Source organism: Micromonospora echinofusca, from assembly GCF_017614955.1.
GTDB classification, from domain to species: Bacteria; Actinomycetota; Actinomycetes; order Mycobacteriales; family Micromonosporaceae; genus Micromonospora; species Micromonospora echinofusca_A.
Genome location: NZ_WVUH01000097.1, coordinates 1 through 20905 on the forward strand (window position 1 = coordinate 1; position 20905 = coordinate 20905).

At 71.7% G+C, this 20905-nt stretch carries 19 protein-coding genes; 9 read left to right on the plus strand and 10 right to left on the minus strand.

What is annotated here, in order from left to right; genetic code table 11:
• The 6 genes from GSF22_RS13490 to GSF22_RS13515 all read right to left on the minus strand — a co-directional run.
• Positions 1 to 1015: glycoside hydrolase family 35 protein (locus GSF22_RS13490; protein WP_208813901.1), on the minus strand; the 1015-nt coding region annotated here is incomplete at its 3' end.
• A complete protein-coding gene (locus GSF22_RS13495; RefSeq protein WP_208813902.1) occupies positions 1012 to 3651 on the minus strand; it encodes a beta-galactosidase in 2640 nt (879 codons plus the stop codon). The genes GSF22_RS13490 and GSF22_RS13495, both read right to left, overlap by 4 nt.
• The gene (locus GSF22_RS34730) at positions 3648 to 4505 is read right to left on the minus strand and encodes a carbohydrate ABC transporter permease (RefSeq protein ID WP_208813903.1); all 858 of its coding nucleotides are present in this window, start codon (positions 4503 to 4505) and stop codon (positions 3648 to 3650) included. The genes GSF22_RS13495 and GSF22_RS34730 overlap by 4 nt, the downstream gene beginning before the upstream one ends.
• On the minus strand, positions 4502 to 5437 hold the full coding sequence (locus tag GSF22_RS13505) for a carbohydrate ABC transporter permease (protein ID WP_208813904.1): 936 nt from the start codon (positions 5435 to 5437) through the stop codon (positions 4502 to 4504). The genes GSF22_RS34730 and GSF22_RS13505 overlap by 4 nt, the downstream gene beginning before the upstream one ends.
• 60 nt (positions 5438 to 5497) lie before the next feature.
• Positions 5498 to 6799, minus strand: a complete 1302-nt coding sequence (locus GSF22_RS13510; protein ID WP_208813905.1) for an ABC transporter substrate-binding protein — start codon at positions 6797 to 6799, stop codon at positions 5498 to 5500.
• A 40-nt stretch (positions 6800 to 6839) separates the two neighbouring features.
• Entirely contained in the window at positions 6840 to 8069 is a 1230-nt protein-coding gene (locus tag GSF22_RS13515; protein WP_244367341.1) for an ROK family transcriptional regulator, read from the minus strand.
• 224 nt (positions 8070 to 8293) lie between these two features.
• On the opposite strand from GSF22_RS13515, the gene GSF22_RS13520 reads away from it, so the two are divergent.
• The gene (locus GSF22_RS13520) at positions 8294 to 10837 is read left to right on the plus strand and encodes a glycoside hydrolase (RefSeq protein ID WP_208813906.1); all 2544 of its coding nucleotides are present in this window, start codon (positions 8294 to 8296) and stop codon (positions 10835 to 10837) included.
• A 259-nt stretch (positions 10838 to 11096) separates the two neighbouring features.
• Positions 11097 to 12395: a low temperature requirement protein A gene (locus GSF22_RS13525; RefSeq protein ID WP_208813907.1), complete on the plus strand. Its 1299-nt coding sequence runs from the start codon at positions 11097 to 11099 to the stop codon at positions 12393 to 12395.
• On the opposite strand, the gene GSF22_RS13530 is transcribed toward GSF22_RS13525, so the two are convergent.
• Genes GSF22_RS13530 through GSF22_RS13540 form a run of 3 tightly spaced genes read right to left on the minus strand, consistent with a single transcriptional unit; the run spans position 12368 to position 14963 of the window.
• Positions 12368 to 12937, minus strand: a complete 570-nt coding sequence (locus GSF22_RS13530; protein WP_208813908.1) for a GerMN domain-containing protein — start codon at positions 12935 to 12937, stop codon at positions 12368 to 12370. The genes GSF22_RS13525 and GSF22_RS13530 overlap by 28 nt on opposite strands.
• Positions 12934 to 14289, minus strand: coding sequence for a HAMP domain-containing sensor histidine kinase (locus tag GSF22_RS13535; protein WP_208813909.1), 1356 nt, complete (start codon positions 14287 to 14289; stop codon positions 12934 to 12936). The genes GSF22_RS13530 and GSF22_RS13535 overlap by 4 nt, the downstream gene beginning before the upstream one ends.
• Complete coding sequence (locus GSF22_RS13540; RefSeq protein ID WP_208813910.1) at positions 14286 to 14963, minus strand: response regulator transcription factor; 678 nt, start codon at positions 14961 to 14963, stop codon at positions 14286 to 14288. The genes GSF22_RS13535 and GSF22_RS13540 overlap by 4 nt, the downstream gene beginning before the upstream one ends.
• A 151-nt stretch (positions 14964 to 15114) precedes the next feature.
• On the opposite strand from GSF22_RS13540, the gene GSF22_RS13545 reads away from it, so the two are divergent.
• From GSF22_RS13545 to GSF22_RS13555, 3 genes are all read left to right on the plus strand, one after another.
• The gene (locus tag GSF22_RS13545; protein WP_208813911.1) at positions 15115 to 15465 is read left to right on the plus strand and encodes a hypothetical protein; all 351 of its coding nucleotides are present in this window, start codon (positions 15115 to 15117) and stop codon (positions 15463 to 15465) included.
• On the plus strand, positions 15462 to 16073 hold the full coding sequence (locus tag GSF22_RS13550; protein ID WP_208813912.1) for an STAS domain-containing protein: 612 nt from the start codon (positions 15462 to 15464) through the stop codon (positions 16071 to 16073). Before GSF22_RS13545 ends, GSF22_RS13550 begins: the two co-directional genes overlap by 4 nt.
• A 68-nt stretch (positions 16074 to 16141) precedes the next feature.
• Entirely contained in the window at positions 16142 to 16438 is a 297-nt protein-coding gene (locus GSF22_RS13555) for a BON domain-containing protein (protein ID WP_208813913.1), read from the plus strand.
• A gap of 54 nt (positions 16439 to 16492) precedes the next feature.
• Here the strand turns inward: GSF22_RS13555 and GSF22_RS13560 are convergent, their stop codons facing one another.
• Entirely contained in the window at positions 16493 to 17134 is a 642-nt protein-coding gene (locus tag GSF22_RS13560; RefSeq protein ID WP_208813914.1) for a M23 family metallopeptidase, read from the minus strand.
• A gap of 216 nt (positions 17135 to 17350) precedes the next feature.
• Between GSF22_RS13560 and GSF22_RS13565 the strand changes: the two genes are divergently transcribed.
• From GSF22_RS13565 to GSF22_RS13580, 4 genes are all read left to right on the plus strand, one after another.
• Positions 17351 to 17818, plus strand: coding sequence for a hypothetical protein (locus tag GSF22_RS13565; protein ID WP_208813915.1), 468 nt, complete (start codon positions 17351 to 17353; stop codon positions 17816 to 17818).
• Entirely contained in the window at positions 17772 to 17972 is a 201-nt protein-coding gene (locus GSF22_RS13570; protein ID WP_208813916.1) for a helix-turn-helix domain-containing protein, read from the plus strand. The genes GSF22_RS13565 and GSF22_RS13570 overlap by 47 nt, the downstream gene beginning before the upstream one ends.
• Before the next feature lie 371 nt (positions 17973 to 18343).
• Positions 18344 to 19111 (plus strand): DUF6875 domain-containing protein, encoded by a 768-nt coding sequence (locus GSF22_RS13575; protein WP_244367343.1) that lies wholly within the window; start codon positions 18344 to 18346, stop codon positions 19109 to 19111.
• On the plus strand, positions 19101 to 20905 hold a 1805-nt coding region (locus GSF22_RS13580; protein ID WP_208813917.1), incomplete at its 3' end, for an AMP-binding protein. The genes GSF22_RS13575 and GSF22_RS13580, both read left to right, overlap by 11 nt.

Consider the following 20905-nt stretch of genomic DNA (forward strand, 5'->3'; position numbering starts at 1 on the left):
GCGCGGGGGGTGCGGCGGACGGGGCCGGCGGGACCTCGGTGTGGCGGGCGATCACCTCCCGGAACGCCCAGTACTTGGCGGTGGGGTCGCCCGCCTCGTCGAGCGGTGCGTCGTAGTCGTAGCTGGTGACGATGGGCTGGTAGGTGCCCTTGTCGTTGGCGCCGTTGGTGAAACCGAAGTTCGTGCCGCCGTGGAACATGTAGATGTTGACCGACGCACCGGTGGACAGCAGGGCGTCGAGGTCTGCGGCGGCTTCGGCGACCGGCGTGGTGTGGTGGTGTTCGCCCCAGTGGTCGAACCAGCCGTCCCAGAACTCGGCGCACATCAGCGGACCGGTGGGCTGGTGTGCGCGCAGGGTGGCGAGACGTTCCACGGAACGGGAACCGAACGAGGCGGTCTTGTGCAGCCCGGGCAGGCTGCCGTTGCGGAGCATGTGGTCGACGGGCTGGTCGACGGTGGTGAGCGGTACGGTGATGCCGGCCTTGCGGGTCAGGTCGGTGAGGGCCTGAAGGTAGTCGCGGTCCGCGCCGTAGGCGCCGTACTCGTTCTCGACCTGCACCAGGATGACCGGGCCGCCACTGTCGACCTGCCGGGGGGCGAGGATCGGGCCGAGCTGCCCGTAGTACTCGGCGATCGCGTCGAGGTACTGCGGCTCGTGGCGCCGGATGCCGGTGGCCGCGTCCCGGAACAGCCAGGCCGGCAGGCCGCCGTTGTCCCACTCGGCGCAGATGTAGGGGCCGGGACGGACGAAGGCGTACATGCCCTCCTCGGCGACGGTGTCGAGGAACCGCCCGAGGTCGAGACCACCGTCGGTGTGGAAGACACCCCGCTGGGGGCTGTGGGCGTTCCAGGCGATGTAGGTCTCGACGGTGTTCAGACCCATCTGGCGGGCCTTGCGGATCCGGTCGCGCCAGAGCTGCGGGTGGACCCGGAAGTAGTGGATGGCTCCCGAGAGCACCCGGAAGGGCCGGCCGTCGAGAAGGAAGTCCGTCTCGCCGATGTCGAAGGTGGTCACTGGTCGGTGCCTTCCTGGGGGGCGTCGACCGGCCCGCCCGTGATGATCGTGTGCAGGTGCCCGGCGTCGGCGGTGGTCGCTTCGAGGTACAGGTCGAGACCGGTGTGCCGCCACGGCCCCGGGACGATGAGCAGGTCCCCGCGCCCGCCGCGCAGGGTCGCGCCGGGCGGTGGACCGCCGATCCAGACCCGCCCGAGGTTGCGGCCGTCGGACAGCGCGGTCGCCAGCAGCCCGGTACCGGCGAACCGGACGGTGAGGTCCGTGGTCGCATCCCCGGGCTCCTCGGCCGGCAGGTGCAGCCACCGGGCCTGGCCGGCCGGTACGACGAGCGGCAGGTCGACGGAGGTGAGCTGCGCCTGCCGGCGGGACGCCAGCAGTTCCCCGGTGGCCTGCCGGGTCACGTCCCAGTCGTCGACCACCCGGCCGCGCAGCAGGCTCAGCCGGCCGACCGGTTCGCCCCAGGTGCGGTGCACGTCGACGGTCAGTTCGTCACCCGGGTGCAGGTCGCCGAGCCACAGCACCGGGGTGAGCGGGGTGAGCGTCCCGACGCGGGTGCCGTTCACGGCGACGTCGAGGCGGGCCTGTCCGTCCTCGGCGCGCAGTGCGGCCGTGCCGGACCACTCGACGGTGCGCCGGTACCGCATGGTCTGCGGGAATCGGCTGGACATCCAGCCGCCGAGGTCACCGCGCGGCGGCAGGCCGGCGCCGACCGCCGGCTGTCCCCAGGATCCGACGAGCCATCCGGTGGACAGGTCGGTCACGTCGGTGACGGCCAGGACTCCCGCGACGCCACGCAGCGACCCGAGCCGCAGCGAGGGTAGGCGACTGTCGTCGAAGTTCGTGTGGCCCCAGATCCGGGCGGTCACGGCGACCTCGGTGCCGGGGTGGGTGACCGGTGCGGTGAACGGTACCCACAGGTCTCCCCCACCGTTGGCGGTCCAGCCCAGGGCGGTCCGGTCGACCCGGACGTCGACCACGTCGGCGGCGGCGCGCAGCACCAGCCCGCACACGTCGCGCAGGTCGGCGGTGATGCGGTAGCGTCCCGCGCCCCGGTACACGCCGAGTCGTTCCAACGGCAGCGCCGGTGTGCGGCGGGCCGTCGCCGTCCAGGCGGTGGGGTCACCGTCGTCGGTGCCGGCGAGGACCGCCGTGACCGTCCGGGACCGGTCGGCCGCTGGTGGCGCCGGTGGCGGTTCGGCGGGCGCGAACCCGACGGTGACGGTGCCGGCGGGTGTCGTGAGCCGGACCGATCCGGCGGTACCGGTGATCCGTACGGTCCCGGGTCCGGAGGTACCGGCCACCGCGTCGCCGTCGGCCCGGGACGACCATGCACCGGTGACCGCCAGCAGCAGGGTCGCCGGGCCACGGCTGGCGACGGTGACCCGTACGCTGCCCGGCTGTGCGACGAGTCCGGTGAGTTCCGCGTCGGTGGCGGTCAGCCGGGCACCGACCTCGGTGAGGGGCAGGTCACGCAGCACCAGCAGGCAGGTGCCGGCGGGTACGGTGACGGGCAGCCCGTTGTTGCGGGCGGTCGCGTCGACGTCGGCCAGGTTGGTCAGCGACAGCAGTTGACCGCCCCCGGCCAGGTCGAGGGCGTACGGGACGACCGTCAGGTCCCCGGCCGCCTCGGTGACCGGCCCGGCGGGGACGGCGGCGGCCAGCCGGGGGCCGAGGGCGTCGACGAGGGCCGCCAGGCGGCGGGCCTCCGCCGCGTCGGCCCGTTCGGCGCCGGTGGGGTCGAGGACGCCCCCGAAGTCGTAGTCGTGGGTCATGAAGCCGAGCAGGTCGCCCCAGTTGTTGACGGCGGTGCCGTACTCGCCGTTCCAGCCGGACGCCTGGAGGTACGGGCCGAGCAGGCGCACCCCGCAGGCCAGCAGACGTTTGAGGGTGCGGTGCAGCCGGTTGGTCTCGGTGACCAGCATCGGCAGGTCCTGCTTGCGCAGTGCGGCCTCGAAGTACGCGGCGTGCTGCTCCATGTCGGGTGCGTCGTCGGACGGGTAGAGGTTCACCGCCGCCACGACGTCGGCCAGGCCACCGGCGGCGCGGGCGATGTCGCCCTGACCGGCGCAGGCCACCAGCGGGACGGTGATGCCGTGGCGGCGGGCCGAGCCGGCCAGCGCGTCGAGGTACCCGGCCGGGTCGTCGCAGTCGAAGAAGTCGAGTTCGTTCTCCACCTGCACCAGCACCACGGGCCCCCCGGTGGGGTACTGGTGGCGGGCCAGGATCGGCACGACCTGCGCGTACCAGCGGTCGACCTCGGCGAGGTAGCGCGGCTCGTTCTGGCGCAGCCGCAGGTCGCCGTCGAGCGACAGCCAGGCGGGCAGGGCCCCGCCGTCCCATTCGGAGCAGATGTACGGCCCCGGCCGGGCCAGCACCAGCAGTCCCGCCTCGCCGGCCAGCCGCAGGAAGTGGTCGAGGTCCCGTTGCCCGGTGAAGTCCCACTGCCCCGGTTCGGTCTCGTGGAAGTTCCACGGCACGTACACGTCGACCGCGTGGTAGCCGAGCCGGGCCACCGCGTCCAGCCGGTCCCGCCACTGTTCACGGGGTACCCGGAAGGGGAACAGCGAGGCGCACAGCAGTACCCGTGGTACGCCGTCGATCCGCAGTTCGGTGCCGGAGAGTTCGACGGTTCTCATTTCAGTCCTGCGCTTCCGCTGACGAGGCCGGCTTCGTAGAGGTACTTCTGGCCGAAGTGGTAGACGGCGACCATCGGCAGGATGAGGATCAGGGCGCCGACCATCACGAGGTTCCAGGGTGGGCTCTGCGCGCCGGAGCTGGTGGCCGAGAGGACCTGGATGCCGAGGGCGAGAGGCATCTTCTCCTCGCTGTTGAGGTAGATCAGCGGGCCGAAGAAGTAGCCCCAGTTGAAGGTGAAGGTGAAGATCGCGACAGCGACCAGGATGGGTTTCATCAGCGGCATGATGATCTTTCGGAAGAGCCCGAAGTGGCCGAGGCCGTCGAGCATGGCCGCCTCGTCGAGTTCGCCCGGGATGCGGGTGATGAACTGCCGCATGAGGAACACGTTGTAGGCGTTGGCGAAGAAGTTCGGCACGATGATCGGCAGCAGCGTGTCGATCCAGCCGAGGTTACGGAACAGGATGAACTGCGGGATGAGCAGTACCTCCGCCGGGATCATCATGGTGGACAGCAGCACGGCGAACATGAGGCCCTTGCCCGGGGCGCGCAGCCGGGCGAAGCCGTAAGCCACCAGGGCGCTGGAAAAGGTCATGCCGATGCAGGAGACCACGACGATCACGGTGCTGTTGACCAGGAACCGGCCGATGGGCAGGTCCGAGGTGAACGCGGTGACGAAGTTGCCGAACTCGAACTCGGTCGGCAGGAAGGTGAAGGACGACTCCCGGGTGGTCTGGTCGCTGGAGAGCGCGATCGACACCATGAACACCAGCGGCGCCAGGAGCACCGCCGACACGACGGTGAGGATCGCGTACCGGGTGGCCGCGCCACCGGCCCGCCGGGCCTGTGCGCTCACCGGCGCACCTCCGTTTCGTAGAAGACCCAGCCCCGCGACGAGCGGAGGACGCCGACACTGAAGATCATGATGATGACGAAGAGGACCCAGGCCAGCGCGGACGCGTAGCCCATGTGGTAGTAGCGGAAGGCGTTGTCGTAGACGTAGGGCACGAGCATGAGGCTGGCGTTGGAGGGGCCGGAGGTGCCGTCGGTCAGCACGTACACCTGGGAGAAGACCTGGAACGCGGCGATCATGCCGGTGATCAGGTTGAAGAACAGGATGGGCGTGACCAGGGGAACCGAGATGCGCCAGAACCGCTGGGCGCGGCTGGCCCCGTCGATCCGGGCCGCCTCGTACAACTCCGGCGGTACGCCCTGCAACGCGGCGATCAGCAGGATGGTGCCCGCACCGACCTGCCACAGGGACAGCAGGATGATCGCCGGGATCACCCAGTCCTCGTCCAGCAGCCAGGCCGGGCCCTCGATGCCGAACAGGGCGAGGAACCCGTTGACCGGCCCGGTCTGCGGGGCCAGCAACCAGCGGAAGATCATCGCGGAGGCGACGAGCGGGACCAGCGCCGGGATGTAGATGACGGTCCGGAAGAACCGCGCGCCCCGCATCGGCCGGCTCAGCAGGTTCGCCAGGAAGAGCGCGATCAGCAGCGACAGCGGCACCGACACGGCCGCGAAGTAGAGCGTGTGGCCCAGCGCGGGCCAGAACAGCGGGTCCTCGGTGAACAGTTCGAGGTAGTTGTCGAAGCCGATGAACCGGGGGGTGGAGAACGAGTCCCAGTCGGTGAACGACAGGCCGAGCGACGCGATCATCGGGATGGCGGTGAAGACCACGAATCCGACGATCCACGGTGACACGAAGGCGTAGAACAGCCACGTCTCGCGGCGGCGGAAGCGGGAACCGGCGCGACGGCGGGCGGGGGTGGCGACGATCGCCATGGCTTTCCTTCCTGGTGCGGTGCCGGGCGGGACGGATCGCCCGGCACCGCGTCGCCGACGTCAGCTGAGGATGCGTTCCAGGGACTTCTGCACCCGGTCCAGGCCGGCCTGGACGGAGTCCTTGCCGTTCCAGACCGGAGCCATCTCGTCGGTGTACGCCTTCTGGATCTCGTTCCACTCGGGCACCAGCGGCGGGCTGTAGATCGCCGACGCGGACTCGGTGAAGGCCGCCAGGTTCACCCCGGTGGTGTTCCACGCGGGCTTCTTGAAGGCGTCGGAGTTGACGACCTCCAGGTTCGACGGGACGTCCAGACCGCTGGTGACGATCGGGGCCTGCCCCTCGGCGGAGGTGAGGAACGCCACGAGCCGGGCTGCGGCGTCCTTGTGCTTGGACTGGCTGGACACGGCCAGACCGCTACCGAACGCCGGAACGGCCTTCTGCTTGCCCTGCCACAGCGGGGCGATGTCCCACTTGAGCTTGGAGTCCTTCAGCGAGGCGATGTTCCAGAACCCGGTGGTCCCCATGGCCAGCTTGCCCTGGGCGAACAGCGCGTCGGGCTGGCCGTTGCTCAGGCCGGCGTTGGCGTAGTCGATCGGGGACGGCGCGGACCTGTCCTTGAGCACGAGGTCGTTGTAGAACTGGATCGCCTCGACGTTGGCCGGCGAGTTGGCCACCGGCTTGCCGGCGGCGTCGAGCACGCTACCGCCGTTCTGGTACATCCAGGTCAGCAGCCAGGGCCACCAGTCACCGGCGGCGTACCCCCAGGACTTGACCTTGCCGCCCTCGCGGACGGTGAGCTTCTGCGCGGCCTCGCGGAACTTCGCCCAGTCCCAGGTGCCGTCGGGGTAGGCCACACCCTGGGCGTCGAAGATGGCCTTGTTGTAGTAGAGGACCATCGCGCCGCCCCGGTCCGGGGCGGCCCACAGCTTTCCGTCGGTGGAGTAGGTGTCCACCGGGCCCTGCCCGAACCGGGCGACCGGGTCGACGTTCGCCTTCTTCAGGTGCGGCGTCAGGTCCTCCAGCTGCCCCTTGCTGGAGTACACGTTGATCTCCTCGGACAGCATGAGCACGTCGGGGGCCTTCCCCCCGGCGAACATGGTCTGCACCTTGGTGTTGTACTCCTCGGAGATCTGCACCAGCTTGACGTCGATCTCGGGCAGCGCCTTCTTCGCCAACGCCAGCCGCTGGTCCATGACGGTCTTGTCGTTCGCGTTGCCCCAGATGGTGAGGGTCAGGCTGGTCGGCCCGCCGGGCTTCTCCTCGTCGGCGCAGGCGGTCAGGCCGGCGACGGCCAGGCCGGCGGCCAGGAGTGCCGCGCCGATGCGGCGGCGCCGCAGACGCGGGAGGGGTTCGGTAGACATCAAGGGTCCCTTCGAGGTGGTGGTGTGGTGGTGTGGTGGTTCAGCCGACGGTGCGTCGGCGGGGGGTGGTCTCCGGGTCGGTCGTGCCGTCCGGGACCGAGTCGAGGTAGCCCTCCAGGGCGAACGTGGCCGAGCCGAGGCTGACCGAGTTGCCCCGGGGGTGTTGCAGTTCGAACGCCACCGCGGCCATCGGTACGGCGAGGGCGTGGGCCTGGAGGTGGGTGCGGGCGCGGTCGAGCAGGTGCTTGCCGAGAAGTTCGGCCACCCAGCTACCCAGTAGCACGATGTCCGGGTTGAGCAGGTTGACGATGGACGCGGTGGCGATGCCCAGGTAGTGGCTGGTGCGTTCGATGACGTCGAGGGCGGCCGGGTCGCCGTCGTCGGCCGCCGCGGCGAGTGCGGCGATGGTGGCGGTCTGGTCGTCGCCGTGCAGCAACGGGCTGTCCGGGTACGCCTCCCGCAGGGTCTGGAGGATCCCCGGGGCACCGACGTACGCCTCGACACAGCCCCGGGAGCCGCACCGGCAGGCACGCCCGTCGGCGACGATCACCATGTGGCCCCACTCGCCGGCACTGTTCATCCGGCCCCGGACCACCCGACCACCGATGGCGATGCCCGCGCCCACGCCGGTGCCCAGGTTGAGCACCACGAAGTCCTGTCCCCTGCGCTCGGGGTGGGCCCACATCTCGGCGATGGCCAGGGACTTGAGCGGGTTGTCGAGGAACAGCGGCGCGTCGACGGAGTCGGCCAGCATGTCCCGTAACGGGACGTCGTGCCAGTCCCAGTTCGGGGCGAACACCGAGGTGCCGCCGACCTGGTCGACCTGCCCGGGCGCGGACACCCCCACCCCGAGCAGGGCGCGACCCTGGTGTCGGGCCCGTTCGGCGGCGATGGCGCTCTTGACCCGTTCGACGACCTGGTCCGGACTGCGTTCGTGCGTGTCGATGTCGTACTGCGTCGACGAGATCGGCTCCAACGCCGCGTCGAACGCCTCGACGTGCACGTAGGTCTCGGCGATGTCGACGCCGAGCAGGAATCCGTGCTCGGGGTTGAGGGACAGTGTCGCCGTGGGACGGCCGGCCGGGGCGCGTTTGCGGGCCACCTCGGCGATGACGCCGAGCTCCAGCAGCTTGGTGCAGATGGCCGCCACCGTCGCGAAGCTCAGTCCGGTGATGTCGACCAGTTCGCGACGGCTGGCCCCGCCGTTGGCGTGGATCGCCCGGACGACGGCGAACGAGTTCATCCGGCGGATGTCGGCGGCAGTACGCATCAACGCTCCCAGCAGGGTCAGGGTCGGAGGGTTATTTTTGGTCTCGGAAATACTTCTGTCAAGACTAGTTATTTCCCTCGGAATAATGCACCGTGTATTCCGCCGCCCCCGGTGACCTGCCCGGGTCGCCCCGCGCGGGCGGTCGTCCCGGCCCGGGTGGCCACACCCCCACCACCACCGGCCACCTGGGACCGGACGCGGACGTGCTGATGGAGGCACAACAGATGAGACGTACCACCCTGTTAGGAACAGTGCTCCTGACTGTGGCCGCCGGCGCCGTCGGCCTCAACCCGTCCCCCGCTGCGGCCTCGGTCGCGATCACCTCCCCGGTCAACCCCAACCTGGTGCTCCAGGACGAGTTCCAGGGGTTCGGCACCTCGCTGGCCTGGTGGAGCGACGTCGTCGGTGGGTGGAACGAACCCACCCGCACCCGGCTGATGGACTACCTGTTCTCCGACTCGTTCACCGTCGACGGGCAGACCGTGCAGGGCATCGACCTGGGCATCGTGCGCTACAACGCCGGGGCAAGCGAACCGGGCGTCAGCTACCCGGTCGTCGACCCGCACCTGCCACCCCGCAACGGCGCCTGGATCGACAGCCTCATCCAGGCCGACGGCAGCTACAACTGGACCGTCGACGCCAACCAGCGCTGGGTCCTCGCCCAGGCCGCCCAGCGCGGCGTGGGCACCTTCGAACTCTTCGCCAACTCGGCACCCTGGTTCATGACCCACAGCGGCCACCCCGCCGGGCGCTACTCGTACAACTCCTGGCAGGGCTGCTCACACAGCAACCTGCGCTCCGACCAACAGGACGACTTCGCCGCCTACCTGGCCACCGTGGCGCAGCGTTTCGCCACCGTCGGCGTCGACGGCGCCGGCAGCCCCAAGGTCAACTTCCGGACCATCGAACCGTTCAACGAGCCGTCCAACGGCTGGTGGTGCTGGGGCAACAACCAGGAGGGCACCTACCTGACCGCCGGTGAGCAGAGCGCGATCCTCACCAACCTGCGGTCGGCCCTGACCAGCCGGGGCATGAACACCGAACTCGCCGCCACCGACAGCAACAACTACTGGCTGATGGTCTCCGAGTACGACGCCCTGTCCGAGGCCGCCCGCAACGAGGTCCGCCAGGTCAACGCGCACGGCTACGCCGGCTCCGACGCCGCGCCGATCCGCGACCGGGTCCGCGCCCGCGACATGCGGTTCTGGCAGTCCGAGTGGGGACCGGCCGACTGGGGTGGCTACAACATCACCTCCGAGCTCGACGCCGGCCTCGAACTGGCCACCCGGGTCACCAACGACCTGTCCTACGTCGGCGCCAACGGCTGGCTCTACTGGCAGGCGATCGAGGACAGCTCCCGGGGCAGCGGCCCCGGGTACTGGGGCCTGATCCAGGCGCCCATGGACGGTTCGGCGCAGACCTACGACATCCAGAAGCAGTTCTACACGCTCGGCCAGTACAGCAAGTTCATCAAGCCCGGCTACAAGATCATCGACGCCGGTAACGGCAAGTCCGTCGCCGCCTTCGACCCGGTCACCCGCAAGCTGGTCCTGGTCACCTACAACGACACCGCAGAGAACCTGCCCGTCAACTTCGACCTCAGCCGGTTCACCACCACCGGCGCCACCGCGCAGGTGTGGCGCACCTCCGCCACCGAGAACCTCGCCCAGCTCCCCTCGGTCACCGTCGGCTCCACGCTGGCCGCGAACGTGCCTGCCAACTCGGTCGTGTCGTACGTGATCAGCAACGTCGACCACAACGCCGCCGCCACCACCGCCGAGATCGTCAACGACTCCGCCGCCAGCTACGCCGGATCCTGGTCCGACAACGGCTACAGCGGCGGCGCAATCGGCGCGTACGGGCTGTGGGACCAGGACGAGCACTCCTCCCAGTCCACCGGGGCCACCGCCACCTACACCTTCCACGGCACGAAGGCCACCCTCTTCTCCACCCTCGCCCCGACCAGCGGGCGCATCGGCGTCTCCGTCGACGGCGGGGCCGAGACCACCGTCAACCTCTACAACACCGTCCGGCTCGACGGCGTACATGCCTGGACCAGCGCCAACCTGCCCGCCGGCCGGCACACCCTGCGCGTCCGCGTCCTCGGCCAGACCGGCGGAGCCGGCGGCGGGGTCTGGGGGAACGTCGACCGGATCGTGGTCGAGGACTCCTCCTGGACGCAGTGCGCCACCGAGGGGCAGACCTGCGCGTTCACCGGTACCTCCGAGGTCCGATACGGTGCCGACGGCAACGAGGTCCGCGCCGTGCACACCGGGGGCGTCTCCTGCACCGGCGCCGCCTTCGGCCACAGCACCCCCGGCGCCGAGCGCTGCTGGCGCCGTGACGTGACCAACACCCAGCTCGTGGCACAGCACAGCCAGCAGTGCGTCGGGGTGGCCAACAGCAACCCGGCCGCCGGGGGCGACGTCATCCAGTGGCCGTGCACGAGCACGACCGACCAGCGGTGGGCGCTGGAGAAGACGGCCAACGGCTACCGCCTCAAGCCGTCCCACGCCCCGACGATGTGCCTCGACGTGGCGGGCGCCTCCGGGACCGACGGCGCCGACGTGGTGCAGTGGACCTGCGGCACCGGCGCCAACCAGGAGTGGGACCTCACCTACGTCCGCGACGGCTACTACCAGGTGAGCCCCAACCACGTCAGCGGTAAGTGCCTGGACGTGGCCGGTGCCGGCTGGACCGGCGCGGACATCGTCCAGTACGGCTGCAACGGCTACCCCAACCAGCTCTGGAAGCTCGGTAAGGCGTAGCCCGCACCGGTCGACCCGGGGCCGTCCGCGTGAGGTGCACTCGCGCGGGCGGCCCCGATCCGGTCCGGCACCGCGCACCACCACGAGGGCTCGGCGCATCCGTCACCCGAACCTCCGCGCGTGACCGGTCTCCGGCCCGGGTTTACCGGCCCGGTGTCCGGGAAGTCGCACGCCGGGAGCCAAAAGGAATGGGGAAGCGATGTCCCGGCAGCCACCGCGGTCCGCCCGGGCCGCCGGCCAGTGAACAGCGGGAGGACGGGTGGCGGTCGAACGGCTGCGTCCCGGTCTGCGGCCGGTCACCGAGCAGTCCCGGGCCACCCCGGCGGAACTCTTCTTCGACCTGGTCTTCGTGTTCGCCTTCCTCCAGGTCACCACCCTGGTGGTCGACGAGGGCGACGCCCTCGGCGTCCTGCACGGGCTCCTCGTGCTGGTCATGCTCTGGTGGTCGTGGTCGTTGTTCGCCTGGCTGGGCAACCGGGTACGCGCCGACTACGGCCTGGCCCGGTTCACCCTCCTGGCGGCGACACCGGTGATGTTCGTCCTGGCGGTCGCCACCCGGGAGGCGTTCGAGGACTTTCCCGGTGGCGCCTTCACCCCGGTCTGGTTCGTCGGCTGCTTCTTCCTGCTCCGGCTGATGTACCTGGCCCTCCGGATGTACGCGACCCCGGGGCTGCGGTTCCGGGACGTGGTCGCCCTGACCGTGCCGATGTGCGTCGCGGCGGGCCTGCTCCTCGCCGCCGCGCTGCTCCCCGGGAGTGCGGCCGGCGCCCGTACCGTCGCCACCGGTCAGGTGCTGCTCTGGGTGCTGGCGATCGGCGTGGACTACGCCGCCGGCATGGCCCTGCCCTTCCCCGATCGCGCCATCCACTCCGCACGCCACTGGGCTGAACGACACAACCTGATCATCATCGTGGCGCTCGGCGAGGTGCTGGTGGCCATCGGCATCGCCGGCACCGATCTACCCGGTTCGGCCGGCCTGTTCATCGCCTCCGCACTCGCCGTCGTCATCGCGGGCGCCCTGGAGTGGATCTACTTCGACCTCACCACCCTGGCTGGTGAGCACGCCCTGTACTCGGCGGACCTGGCCGGCCGGGTGGCCCTCGCCCGCAGCGGGTACACCTTCCTGCACCTGCCGATGATCATCGGGGTGATCCTGCTGGCCCTCGGGCTGAAACACATGACCACCCTCGTCGGGGAACGGCAGGACCCACGGCTCGACATCCCGCTGCACGACCTCGGCCGGTACGCCATGTACGGCGGGGTGGCGCTCTACCTGCTGGCCCACGCCGCGTTCCAGTTACGGCTGAGGCAGGTGACCCGCGCTCTCGTCTGGCCCCGGCTCGGCGCGGTCGCGGTTCTCCTGGCACTGCTGCCCCTGACGGCGGCGACCCACGCGCTGGGGGCACTGGGCTGGCTCGCCGGGGTCTGCGTGGCCACCGCACTCACCGAGTTCGTACTCAGCCGGCCACAACGGCGGCAGCTACGACGTCTCCTGCTCGACGACGAGGAGAACATGGCGGCCCGGCCGGATCAGGAAGGGCTGATCAACGGTACGTAGTCGGCACGCGTCAGCGGCTCGGTGGACAGCGAACCGTCCGCCCTGGGCACCTCCAGCGGGCTCCCGTCCCGCACGAAACTGACGGTGGTGACATCCGGACCGTCGGTCAGGGTACAGACGATCTGGCCGTAGGCGAGCACCTCGTCACTGCGGCCGGTCTCCCCACCCGCCTCGTCCACCACCACCCGGGCGGCGGTCCCGGTCACCGTGACCGAAGCCGTGGTGACCGCCCCGGGCAGGGCACTGCCCAGCCCACGGTCCCGCTCTGCCGCACTCGGCCCGGCCAGCAGGTGACCGAGCTGTTCCTGCGGGGTCGACGGCCGGTCGGCCCGCCGCCGGACCGGCACCAGCCGGTCGTCGCGTACCAGGCACAGCGTCTCCCCCACCCCGGCACCGGTGCCCGTCGCGGTCGGCTCGACCGGACCGGGAAAGGCGAACGGACCCGGCGGGGGCTGCACGACCCGGGGCCCCTCGTCGGTGGGTACCCCGCAGCCGGCCAGCACCGCCACCACGGTGAGCAGCGCCAGCGGTCGGCGGCTCACCGCAGGCTCCCGGGCAGCACGACCCGGAAGCGGGCCCCGCCGCCGGGCCGGTCCCCCACGTCCGCGTGCCCGCCGTGAGCGGCGGCGTGCTGGGCGACCAGCGCCAGCCCCAGCCCGGTACCGTCACCGGTTCCGCGCCCGTGCGCGGCCCGGCCCCGGACGAACCGGTCGAAGATCGCCTCGCGGTCCTCGACCGGCACCCCCCGACCGGCGTCGTCGACCTCCACCACCCCGGCGTCACCGGTCCGGCCGAGCCGGACAGCGGTCGGCCCGCCGCCGTAGGTGACGGCGTTGTCCAGCAGGTTAGCCAGGATCTGCGCCACCCGGCGCCGGTCCACCTGCCACGTCCCCGGCAGCTCCGCCCCGACCTCGACCAGCGAGACCGGCAGGCCCCGGTCCGTACAGGCGTTCCGGGCCAGCCCGGCCACGTCGACCGGGGTACGGTGCGCGGCCTGATCGCCACGGGCCAGGTCGATGAGATCGTTGACCAACCGCTGGAACCGGTCGATCTCGTCGGCGACCAGCCGGGACGCGATGGCCGTCCGCTCGTCCTGGTGCTCCCGCCGACGCGCCAGGACACTGGCCGCGGCGGAGAGCGTCTGCAACGGTGAGCGCAGCTCGTGGGCGACGTCCGCGGCGAACCGGCGGTCCCGCTCGATACGCCGCGCGAGCTGGTCCACCATCTGGTTGAACGAGGTGGCGAGGCGGTCCAGGTCGGGGTCGGTGGCCGGACTGAGCCGGGTGGCGACCTCACCGGCGGCGATACGGGCCGCCGCATCGGCCACCGCAGTCAGCGGACGCAGACTGTGCCGGGTCACGTACCACCCCATCGCGGCACCGGAGCCGGCGACCGTGATCGCGACCGCGGTCAGCGCGACGGCCAGCACCCGCAGGGTCTGCTCCAGCTCCGCCAGGGAGGTCACCTCGTAGTAGGTCGCCGAGGCGGACAACGGCACCCCGACCAGCAGCGCGGGCCGACCCTCGACCCGGACCCGCTGCACCGCCGGTTCCCCGGCGGCGACGATCCGTTGCAGCCGTTCCGGGATCGCGGCGGTGAGCCCCGACTCGGCGGTCCGCACGTACCAGCGACCGTCGAGGCGCAGCACCGGACGGCGGCTGCTACCGGTGTCCAGCGACCGCAGCACCTGCACCACGTCCGGATCGTCGGTGTCCAGCCCGGCCCGCACCACGCTCGCGTCGAAGTAGGCCGAGCGCACCGCGGTGCGTTCCCGCTCGTCGAGCAGGGACCGCCGGGTCAGCTCGTACGACACCAGGGCCATCAGGGTCGACAGCAGCAGGGCACCGACGGCGAAGGCGGCGCTGACCTGGGTACGCAGTCCGGGGCGTCTCATCGCTGCAACTTGTAGCCCAGCCCCCGCAGGGTGACCACGTGACGGGGACTGCCCGGATCCGGTTCGATCTTCTGCCGCAGCCGGCCGACGTGCACGTCGACCAGCCGCTCGTCGCCGTGGTCGTACCCCCACACCCGTTGCAGCAGCTGCTGGCGGGACAGCACCCGGCCGGCGTGCTCGGCCAGCTCGCACAGCAGCCGGAACTCGGTACGGGTCAGGGACACCGCCACACCGCCCCGGAACACCTCCCCGGCCTGGGGGCTGATCCGCAGCTCACCGACCGTGTACCCCGGCGGGTCGGCCGGCGCCACCGGCCGGGCCCGACGACGCAACGCCCGCAACCGGGCGGTCAGCTCCTTGATCGCCACCGGCTTCACCACGTAGTCGTCGGCCCCGGCCTCCAGCCCGGCCACGATGTCGTGGGTGTCGTCACGGGCACTGACCACCACGATCGGCACGTCGTCGTCACGGCGGAGCTGCCGGATGCATTCGAAGCCGTCCATCCCGGGCAGCATCAGGTCCACCAGGACGTAGTCGGCCGGCTGCCGTCGCTGCGTCCGCAGCCCCTCCTCGGCGGTGGCCGCGCCACAGGCGTCGTACCCCTCGTCCTCCAGGGCCAGTTGCAGCGCCAGGCGGATCCGGTCGTCGTCCTCGATCACCAGTACCGCGCTCATGCCGCGCATCATCCCCGCTGCCCGGGGCCGGTCGCCAACCGTGCCGGCCGGTCCGGGGATTTGTCACGCAACTGTCATGGTTCCGCGCGGTGACCGCCAAGCCCGACCGGCAGGGTGGAGCCGTCCCGGTACGCGAGGAAGGGAGCGCCGGATGACCGTCGGCAGCCTGCTCAGCGCCCTCGCCGTCGGCGCGCTGGTCGGGGCGCTCGGCCGACTCGCCATTCCCGGCCCCCGGCGCGTACCACGGTGGCTCGGCCCGACCATCGGCGTCGCCGCCGCCCTGGCCGGCACGATCGCCACCCGCCTGGCCGGCGTCGACATCGACACCGGGGCCGATGCCGGCGTTCCGGGCCTCCGCGAGCTGCTGGTACAGACCGGCGCAGCCGGCGCGGCGGTGGGCTTCGCCGTCACCGCCACCGGCCGCGCTCCCCGCACCCACCCCCGGTACCCGACCGCCGAACCGTCATCCTCCCGGCGGCCCCAGGAAGGACCCACCCGATGACCGTCGTGCCCGACGACACCCGGATGACCCTGATCTGCGACAGCTGCGGAACCAGCGTCACCGGCACCGCCTGCGTGCTACCCGACGCCGAGGTGGTGTGGACCCTGATCGCCGAGCACGGCTGGAGCGGCTCGCCGTTCGCCACCGGGCCGCACCGCTGCCCGCCCTGCACTCCGCTGCCGGCCGGGACCGCACCGGACCGGGACGTGGACCGGACGCCGGGCGGGATCCTCGGCATCGACCACCTCGACGACACGACGGTGGTCACCGCCGACGGCAACCTCGACGTGGACAGCGGCGACACGCTCCGCACCGCGCTGCGCCATGCCGAGGACATGGGCGGGCACATCGTGGTGGACCTCGGCCGGGTACCCCTGATCGACCCGACCGGCCTGGGCCTGCTGGTACGGGCCCACCGCGACGCCCGCGACCGGGGTGCGGTGCTCTGCCTGGCGGCCCCGTCCCGGTTCGTGCGCACCGTCCTGCACACCATGCGCCTGGACGGTGCCTTCCCGATCTTCGACAGCCGGGAGGCCGCCCTCACCCACCTGGCTCACGCGTCCCGCCCGGCCAGGCAGGCACCGCCCGCCCTGTCCGGTCGGCCCTGACCGACCCGCGCTGTCCGGTCGACGTCGATCGGACCACCGTTTCCGCAGCTTCGAGGAGCAACCCCGACATGGTGATGCCCTGGCCGTTCCCGGACCACCAGCCCTGGGACGCGCAACCGCAGCCGTCCGCGCCGGTCGACGCGGACGGGCGGCTCGCGGTGCTCGTCGCGCAGCGACTCGCCGGTGACTGGTCCACCCGTCGGCGGCGGATCGTGGTGACCGTGCAGAACGGCGTGGTCATCCTCACCGGCGTCGTCACCGACCCGCAGACCCGTCGCGCCGCCGCCGAACTCGCCTGGGACACCCACGGCGTCGTCGACGTGTGCAACGCGCTGCGGCTGGCCGGCTCCCGCCGGCACCGGTGACCGCCGGGCCCTCGGGAGCGCCGGCCCTCGGGACAGCCGGCCGGTGGGCGTCGGTCAGCGCTGCCCGGAGGGGCAGTTGTTGCTCTTACGCCGGACCGTGTACTCGGTGTCGTCGTGGGTGATGCCGGACGGTACGCCGTCGAAGTGCGTCTCGACCTTCTCCCAGCCCCGACGCTGCTCGTAGTGCAGGTGCGGCGCGCCGGAGTTGCCGGTACTGCCGACCCGTCCGATCTGCTGGCCCTGCACGACCCGCTGGCCGACCTCCACCATCGGGGGTTCGAGCAGGTGCAGGTACTGCGTCTCCCATCGGCCACCGTGGTCGATCTTCACCCAGTAGCCACCGCCCCGGCCGCGTGGCCCGTCCGGGTTGTCCGGGGTACGACCACCCAACGACCCGTTGATGCCCGCCACGGTGACCTCACCGGCGTACGACGCGAGCACCGGCCGCCCCCACGCCTCGCCCCTGGTCGGGAAGAGGTCCACGTCGTAGTCGTCGTGCCCCGGGTACGTGCCGAGCTGCCAGGTCTCACCGCAGGCGACCGGAAGCTGGAACAGCGGACGCGGACCCGGCGGCAGCAGCAGCGGCACGACGACCACGGCAGCGGCGGCGAGGATCCCGACCGCGCCGAGCGCGAGCACGATCCAGAGGGCCCGGCGGCGGGTACGGCGGGGGCGGGGTGGCTGGCCGGTCGTCACCGCCCCGAGAATGGCAGATCCCGGCAAGACGCCGACCTCCGGGTACCACCCGGGTCCCGGCAGTAGGGATGCTGGGGAAGGTCAGCTCCGCAGGGCCGTCTCGGCGCGGGCGATCGTCGCGTCCCGTCGGGTCGCCAGGTCCGCCAGCATCCGACGGTCGGCCTCGGGCAGTTCCGCGACCAGCCTGCGGCGGGCGGTCAACTCGGCGGTGGGCAGGTGAACCTGAGTGGCACATTCGCCGCCCGACTGGTCTTGGACCTGGCGCCGGCCCATGGCTACTCGCCGAATTTCCTGGCCCTGGCACGGCTCGGTGACGTGCAGGCGTGCCTGGAGCAGGTCCGGTCCACACCCCGGTCCGGGATCCACCGGGAGATGGCGCGCTTCGCCGGGGAACGACCGGTGCCGGGCTGGGCGTGCCGGCTCGGCGAGGACCCCGGGATCCTCCAACGTCTCGCCGATGTCCTCGGTCAGCTACATGCCACGCTGGTCGCCCCCTCCTGGGACCAGGTGACCGCCCTGGTTGCCGCCGACCGGGCCACCCGGGCCCGGGACCTGGCCGACCACGGGATCGACCACCTGTGTCCGCCGGAGATCCACTGGAACCCACCCGTCCTGGAGATTCCCACCGGGCTCACCGGTGAGCTGCACCTCGGCGGCCCACCGGCCCGGCTGCACCACCAGTGAACTCGGCGCGACCGCCCGGATCAGCCTCAGCAGCGCCAGCGAACACGCCACCGTGCTCCGCGCCGCCGGGCTCATCACCACCACCCGCCGCCGGCAGAGCGTCCTGCACGTCCTCACCCCGACCGGCCGTTCCCTCCTGAACGCCTCCGACTGACCCTGACCGAGGCTTCAGCGCCAGCCCTGACGGACGCCGGAACCAGGGACCACCGCACGGTGTCCGGCGTCGTGCGGCTGCCGGCAACCCCGACACCCGGAACGACGGGAGGATGTCCTCTGTGGACTCCGACGGATGTCGTCCGCGCTCAACTGTTAGGACAGTTATCTATACTGTTAGGACTACTTACACTTTCTCGGAGCGCTCACTATCGTGGGTCCGACGCCGGGCTCGGTCAGCCAGGCTCCCCCGCTCCACCGCAGCCCCCCGCTCACCGTGCGTGTCCCGGCGCCGGATGTGACCTGACGCAGCAGCCGACGGGCCGGCACACGGGCGGGCCAGACCAGCGACGAGGCAGACGAGAGGCCGTCATGCTGACCCATCCCGTGGACACCGGCCACACGCTGTTCGAGGTCGGGGATCTCGAACAGGACCCGCCGGAGCCGGCCGTACGACCCTGGCTGGAACCGCTGCGCACGGTGGTGACCTGGGCCCGGGAGTACCTGTGCCACCCACACCCGCAGCTCGGCCGCGCCGGCAACGTCTGTCCGTACGCGGCCGTGTCGTTGGACCGGTCGGCGTTCTACCTGGCCGTCTGTCCGGGACGCACGCACCCGCCCGCCAGCCTGGAACGGCGGCTGCTGGTCTACCGGGACTGGTTTCCGGGGCTGAGCCGGCAACACGGTGCGGACGCCCGGCTCACCACGATCCTGCTGGCCCTTCCCGACCTGCGGGACGAGGATCTGCCCGAGGTCGTCGACGCGACACAGGCCCGACTCAAGTCGCAGTACGTACGGCACGGCCTGATGCTCGGCGAGTTCCACGCCGGCCCGCCGGCCAAGCCGGGACTGTGGAACGAGTCGTTCCGGCCGTTGCGCTGCCCGGTACCGCTGCTCGTCATCCGGCACATGGTGCCGACCGATTTCATGTTCCTGCGGGACGACCCGGAACACCTCCGTGCCTACCTGGACCGGTTCGGCCACCAGGTACCGACCGGCCTGCACGCGGCGGTGCGTACGGCGGCCCGGCGGTTCGGGCTGCCACTGCCCGGGGCCGGCGACCGGCCGCCCCGACCGGCCATCCCGCCTGTCGACCACGTTCCGGCCCTGGACACGGCCGGTGGTACCGGTGGCCACTGAACCCCCCACCACCGTGCCGGCCCTGCTCACCGCCCGGGCCGAGGCCGAGCCGGACCAGGTCGGCCTGCTCGTGCCCGGACCGCAGGACAGCGACGAGTTGACCTTCGCCCGGTGGCGGAGCCGGGCCGACTCGGTCGCACACGGGCTGCTGCGGCACGGGGTCGGCCGGGGCGACCGGATCGGCCTGCACGTCGGCGGGGCGGACTGGACCGCGTTCGCGGTCGCCTACGGCGCCGTCGTCTCGGTCGGCGCGGTCGCGGTACCACTACCGGAACGGGCCGCCCCGCCCCAGCTACAGGACCTGCTGGAACGGTGCGGCGCCAGTGGCCTGATCCGCGTCGCCGGGCCCGACCCGGAGCCCACGCCCATACCGTTCGGCGGCTGGACCGCGCTCCTCACCGACCTCGACGAGGGGCCGGCGGAACCTGTCGACCGCCGGGTCGACCCGGACGACCTGGCCCAGATCATCTTCACCTCGGGAACCACCGGCACCCCCAAGGGGGTGGCCGCCAGCCACGCGAACCTGACGTTCGGCCTCACCCCCCGGCCGCGCCGCCGACCGCTCGCCCACTCCCGGCACTTCCTGCACGCCTTCCCGATCGGCACCAACGCGGCGCAGACCATGCTGCTGCACGCGCTCGTCGCCCGGCCGACCGCGGTGGTCCTGCCCCGGTTCGCGGCGGCACCGTTCGCCGCGCTGATCGAGCGGTACCGGATCGGCACCGTCTTCGTCGTCCCGGCAATGGCGATCGAGCTGGCCCGGCCGGACGTCACGCACCGGTTCGACCTGTCCAGCGTCCTGCTGCTCGCCTCGTCCGCGGCACCGCTGCCGGCGGCGGTCGCCCGGACGTTGCAGGCCGCCCTGCCCGGCGCGACCATCGTGAACAACTACACCTCCACCGAGGCCGCCCCGGCACACACCACCGTGGTCTTCGACCCGGACCGCCCGGCCGCGCTGGGGCGACCCGCCGCCGGGGCCGAACTCATGATCAGCGACCCGGACGGGGTACGGCTGCCAGCCGGCACGGTGGGCGAGGTCCGGCTCCGCTCGGCGACCACGCCCCGCGCGTACTACCGGGACCCGGAGACGAGCGCGGCCGTGTTCCAGGACGGCTGGGTCCGGATGGGCGACCTCGGCTACCTGGACGACGACGGGTACCTGCACCTGGTCGACCGGGAGAGCGACGTGGTGAAGTCCGGGGCGTTCAAGGTGTCCACACCCCAGGTCGAGGCGGCCCTGTTCGAGCACCCGGCGGTCGGCGACGCGGCCGTGGTCGGGGTACCGCACCCGACGATGGGCACGATGCTCGCGGCGGCGGTGGTCGCCCGGACACCGGTGGAACCGGCCGTCCTGCGGGCCTTCCTCGCCGAACGGCTCGCCCCGCACGAGCGGCCGACCCGGCTGATCCTGGTCGACTCCCTGCCCCGCAACGACGGCGGCAAGGTCCGCAAGGCAGAACTGCGGGCGCTGTTCACCGCCCAGGCGCAACCCACCGGAGAACCACCGACGACCCCCGTCGAGTCCGCCCTCTGCCTGCTCTGGGCCCGGGTCCTCACCGTCGCCCGGGTCGGCCGCGACGACGACTTCTTCGCCCTCGGCGGCGACTCGCTGAAGGCCACCCAACTCGGCACCCTCGCCACCCAGGCGTTCGGGGTCGAGGTACCGGCCGCACTCGTCTTCGACCAGCCGGTGCTGCACGCCCAGGCCCGCTGGTTGGACGCCGCCGTCGCCACCCGCACACCGACGCCGGACCCCGGGCCGGACGACCCGCCACCACCCGCGACCGCCCCGAC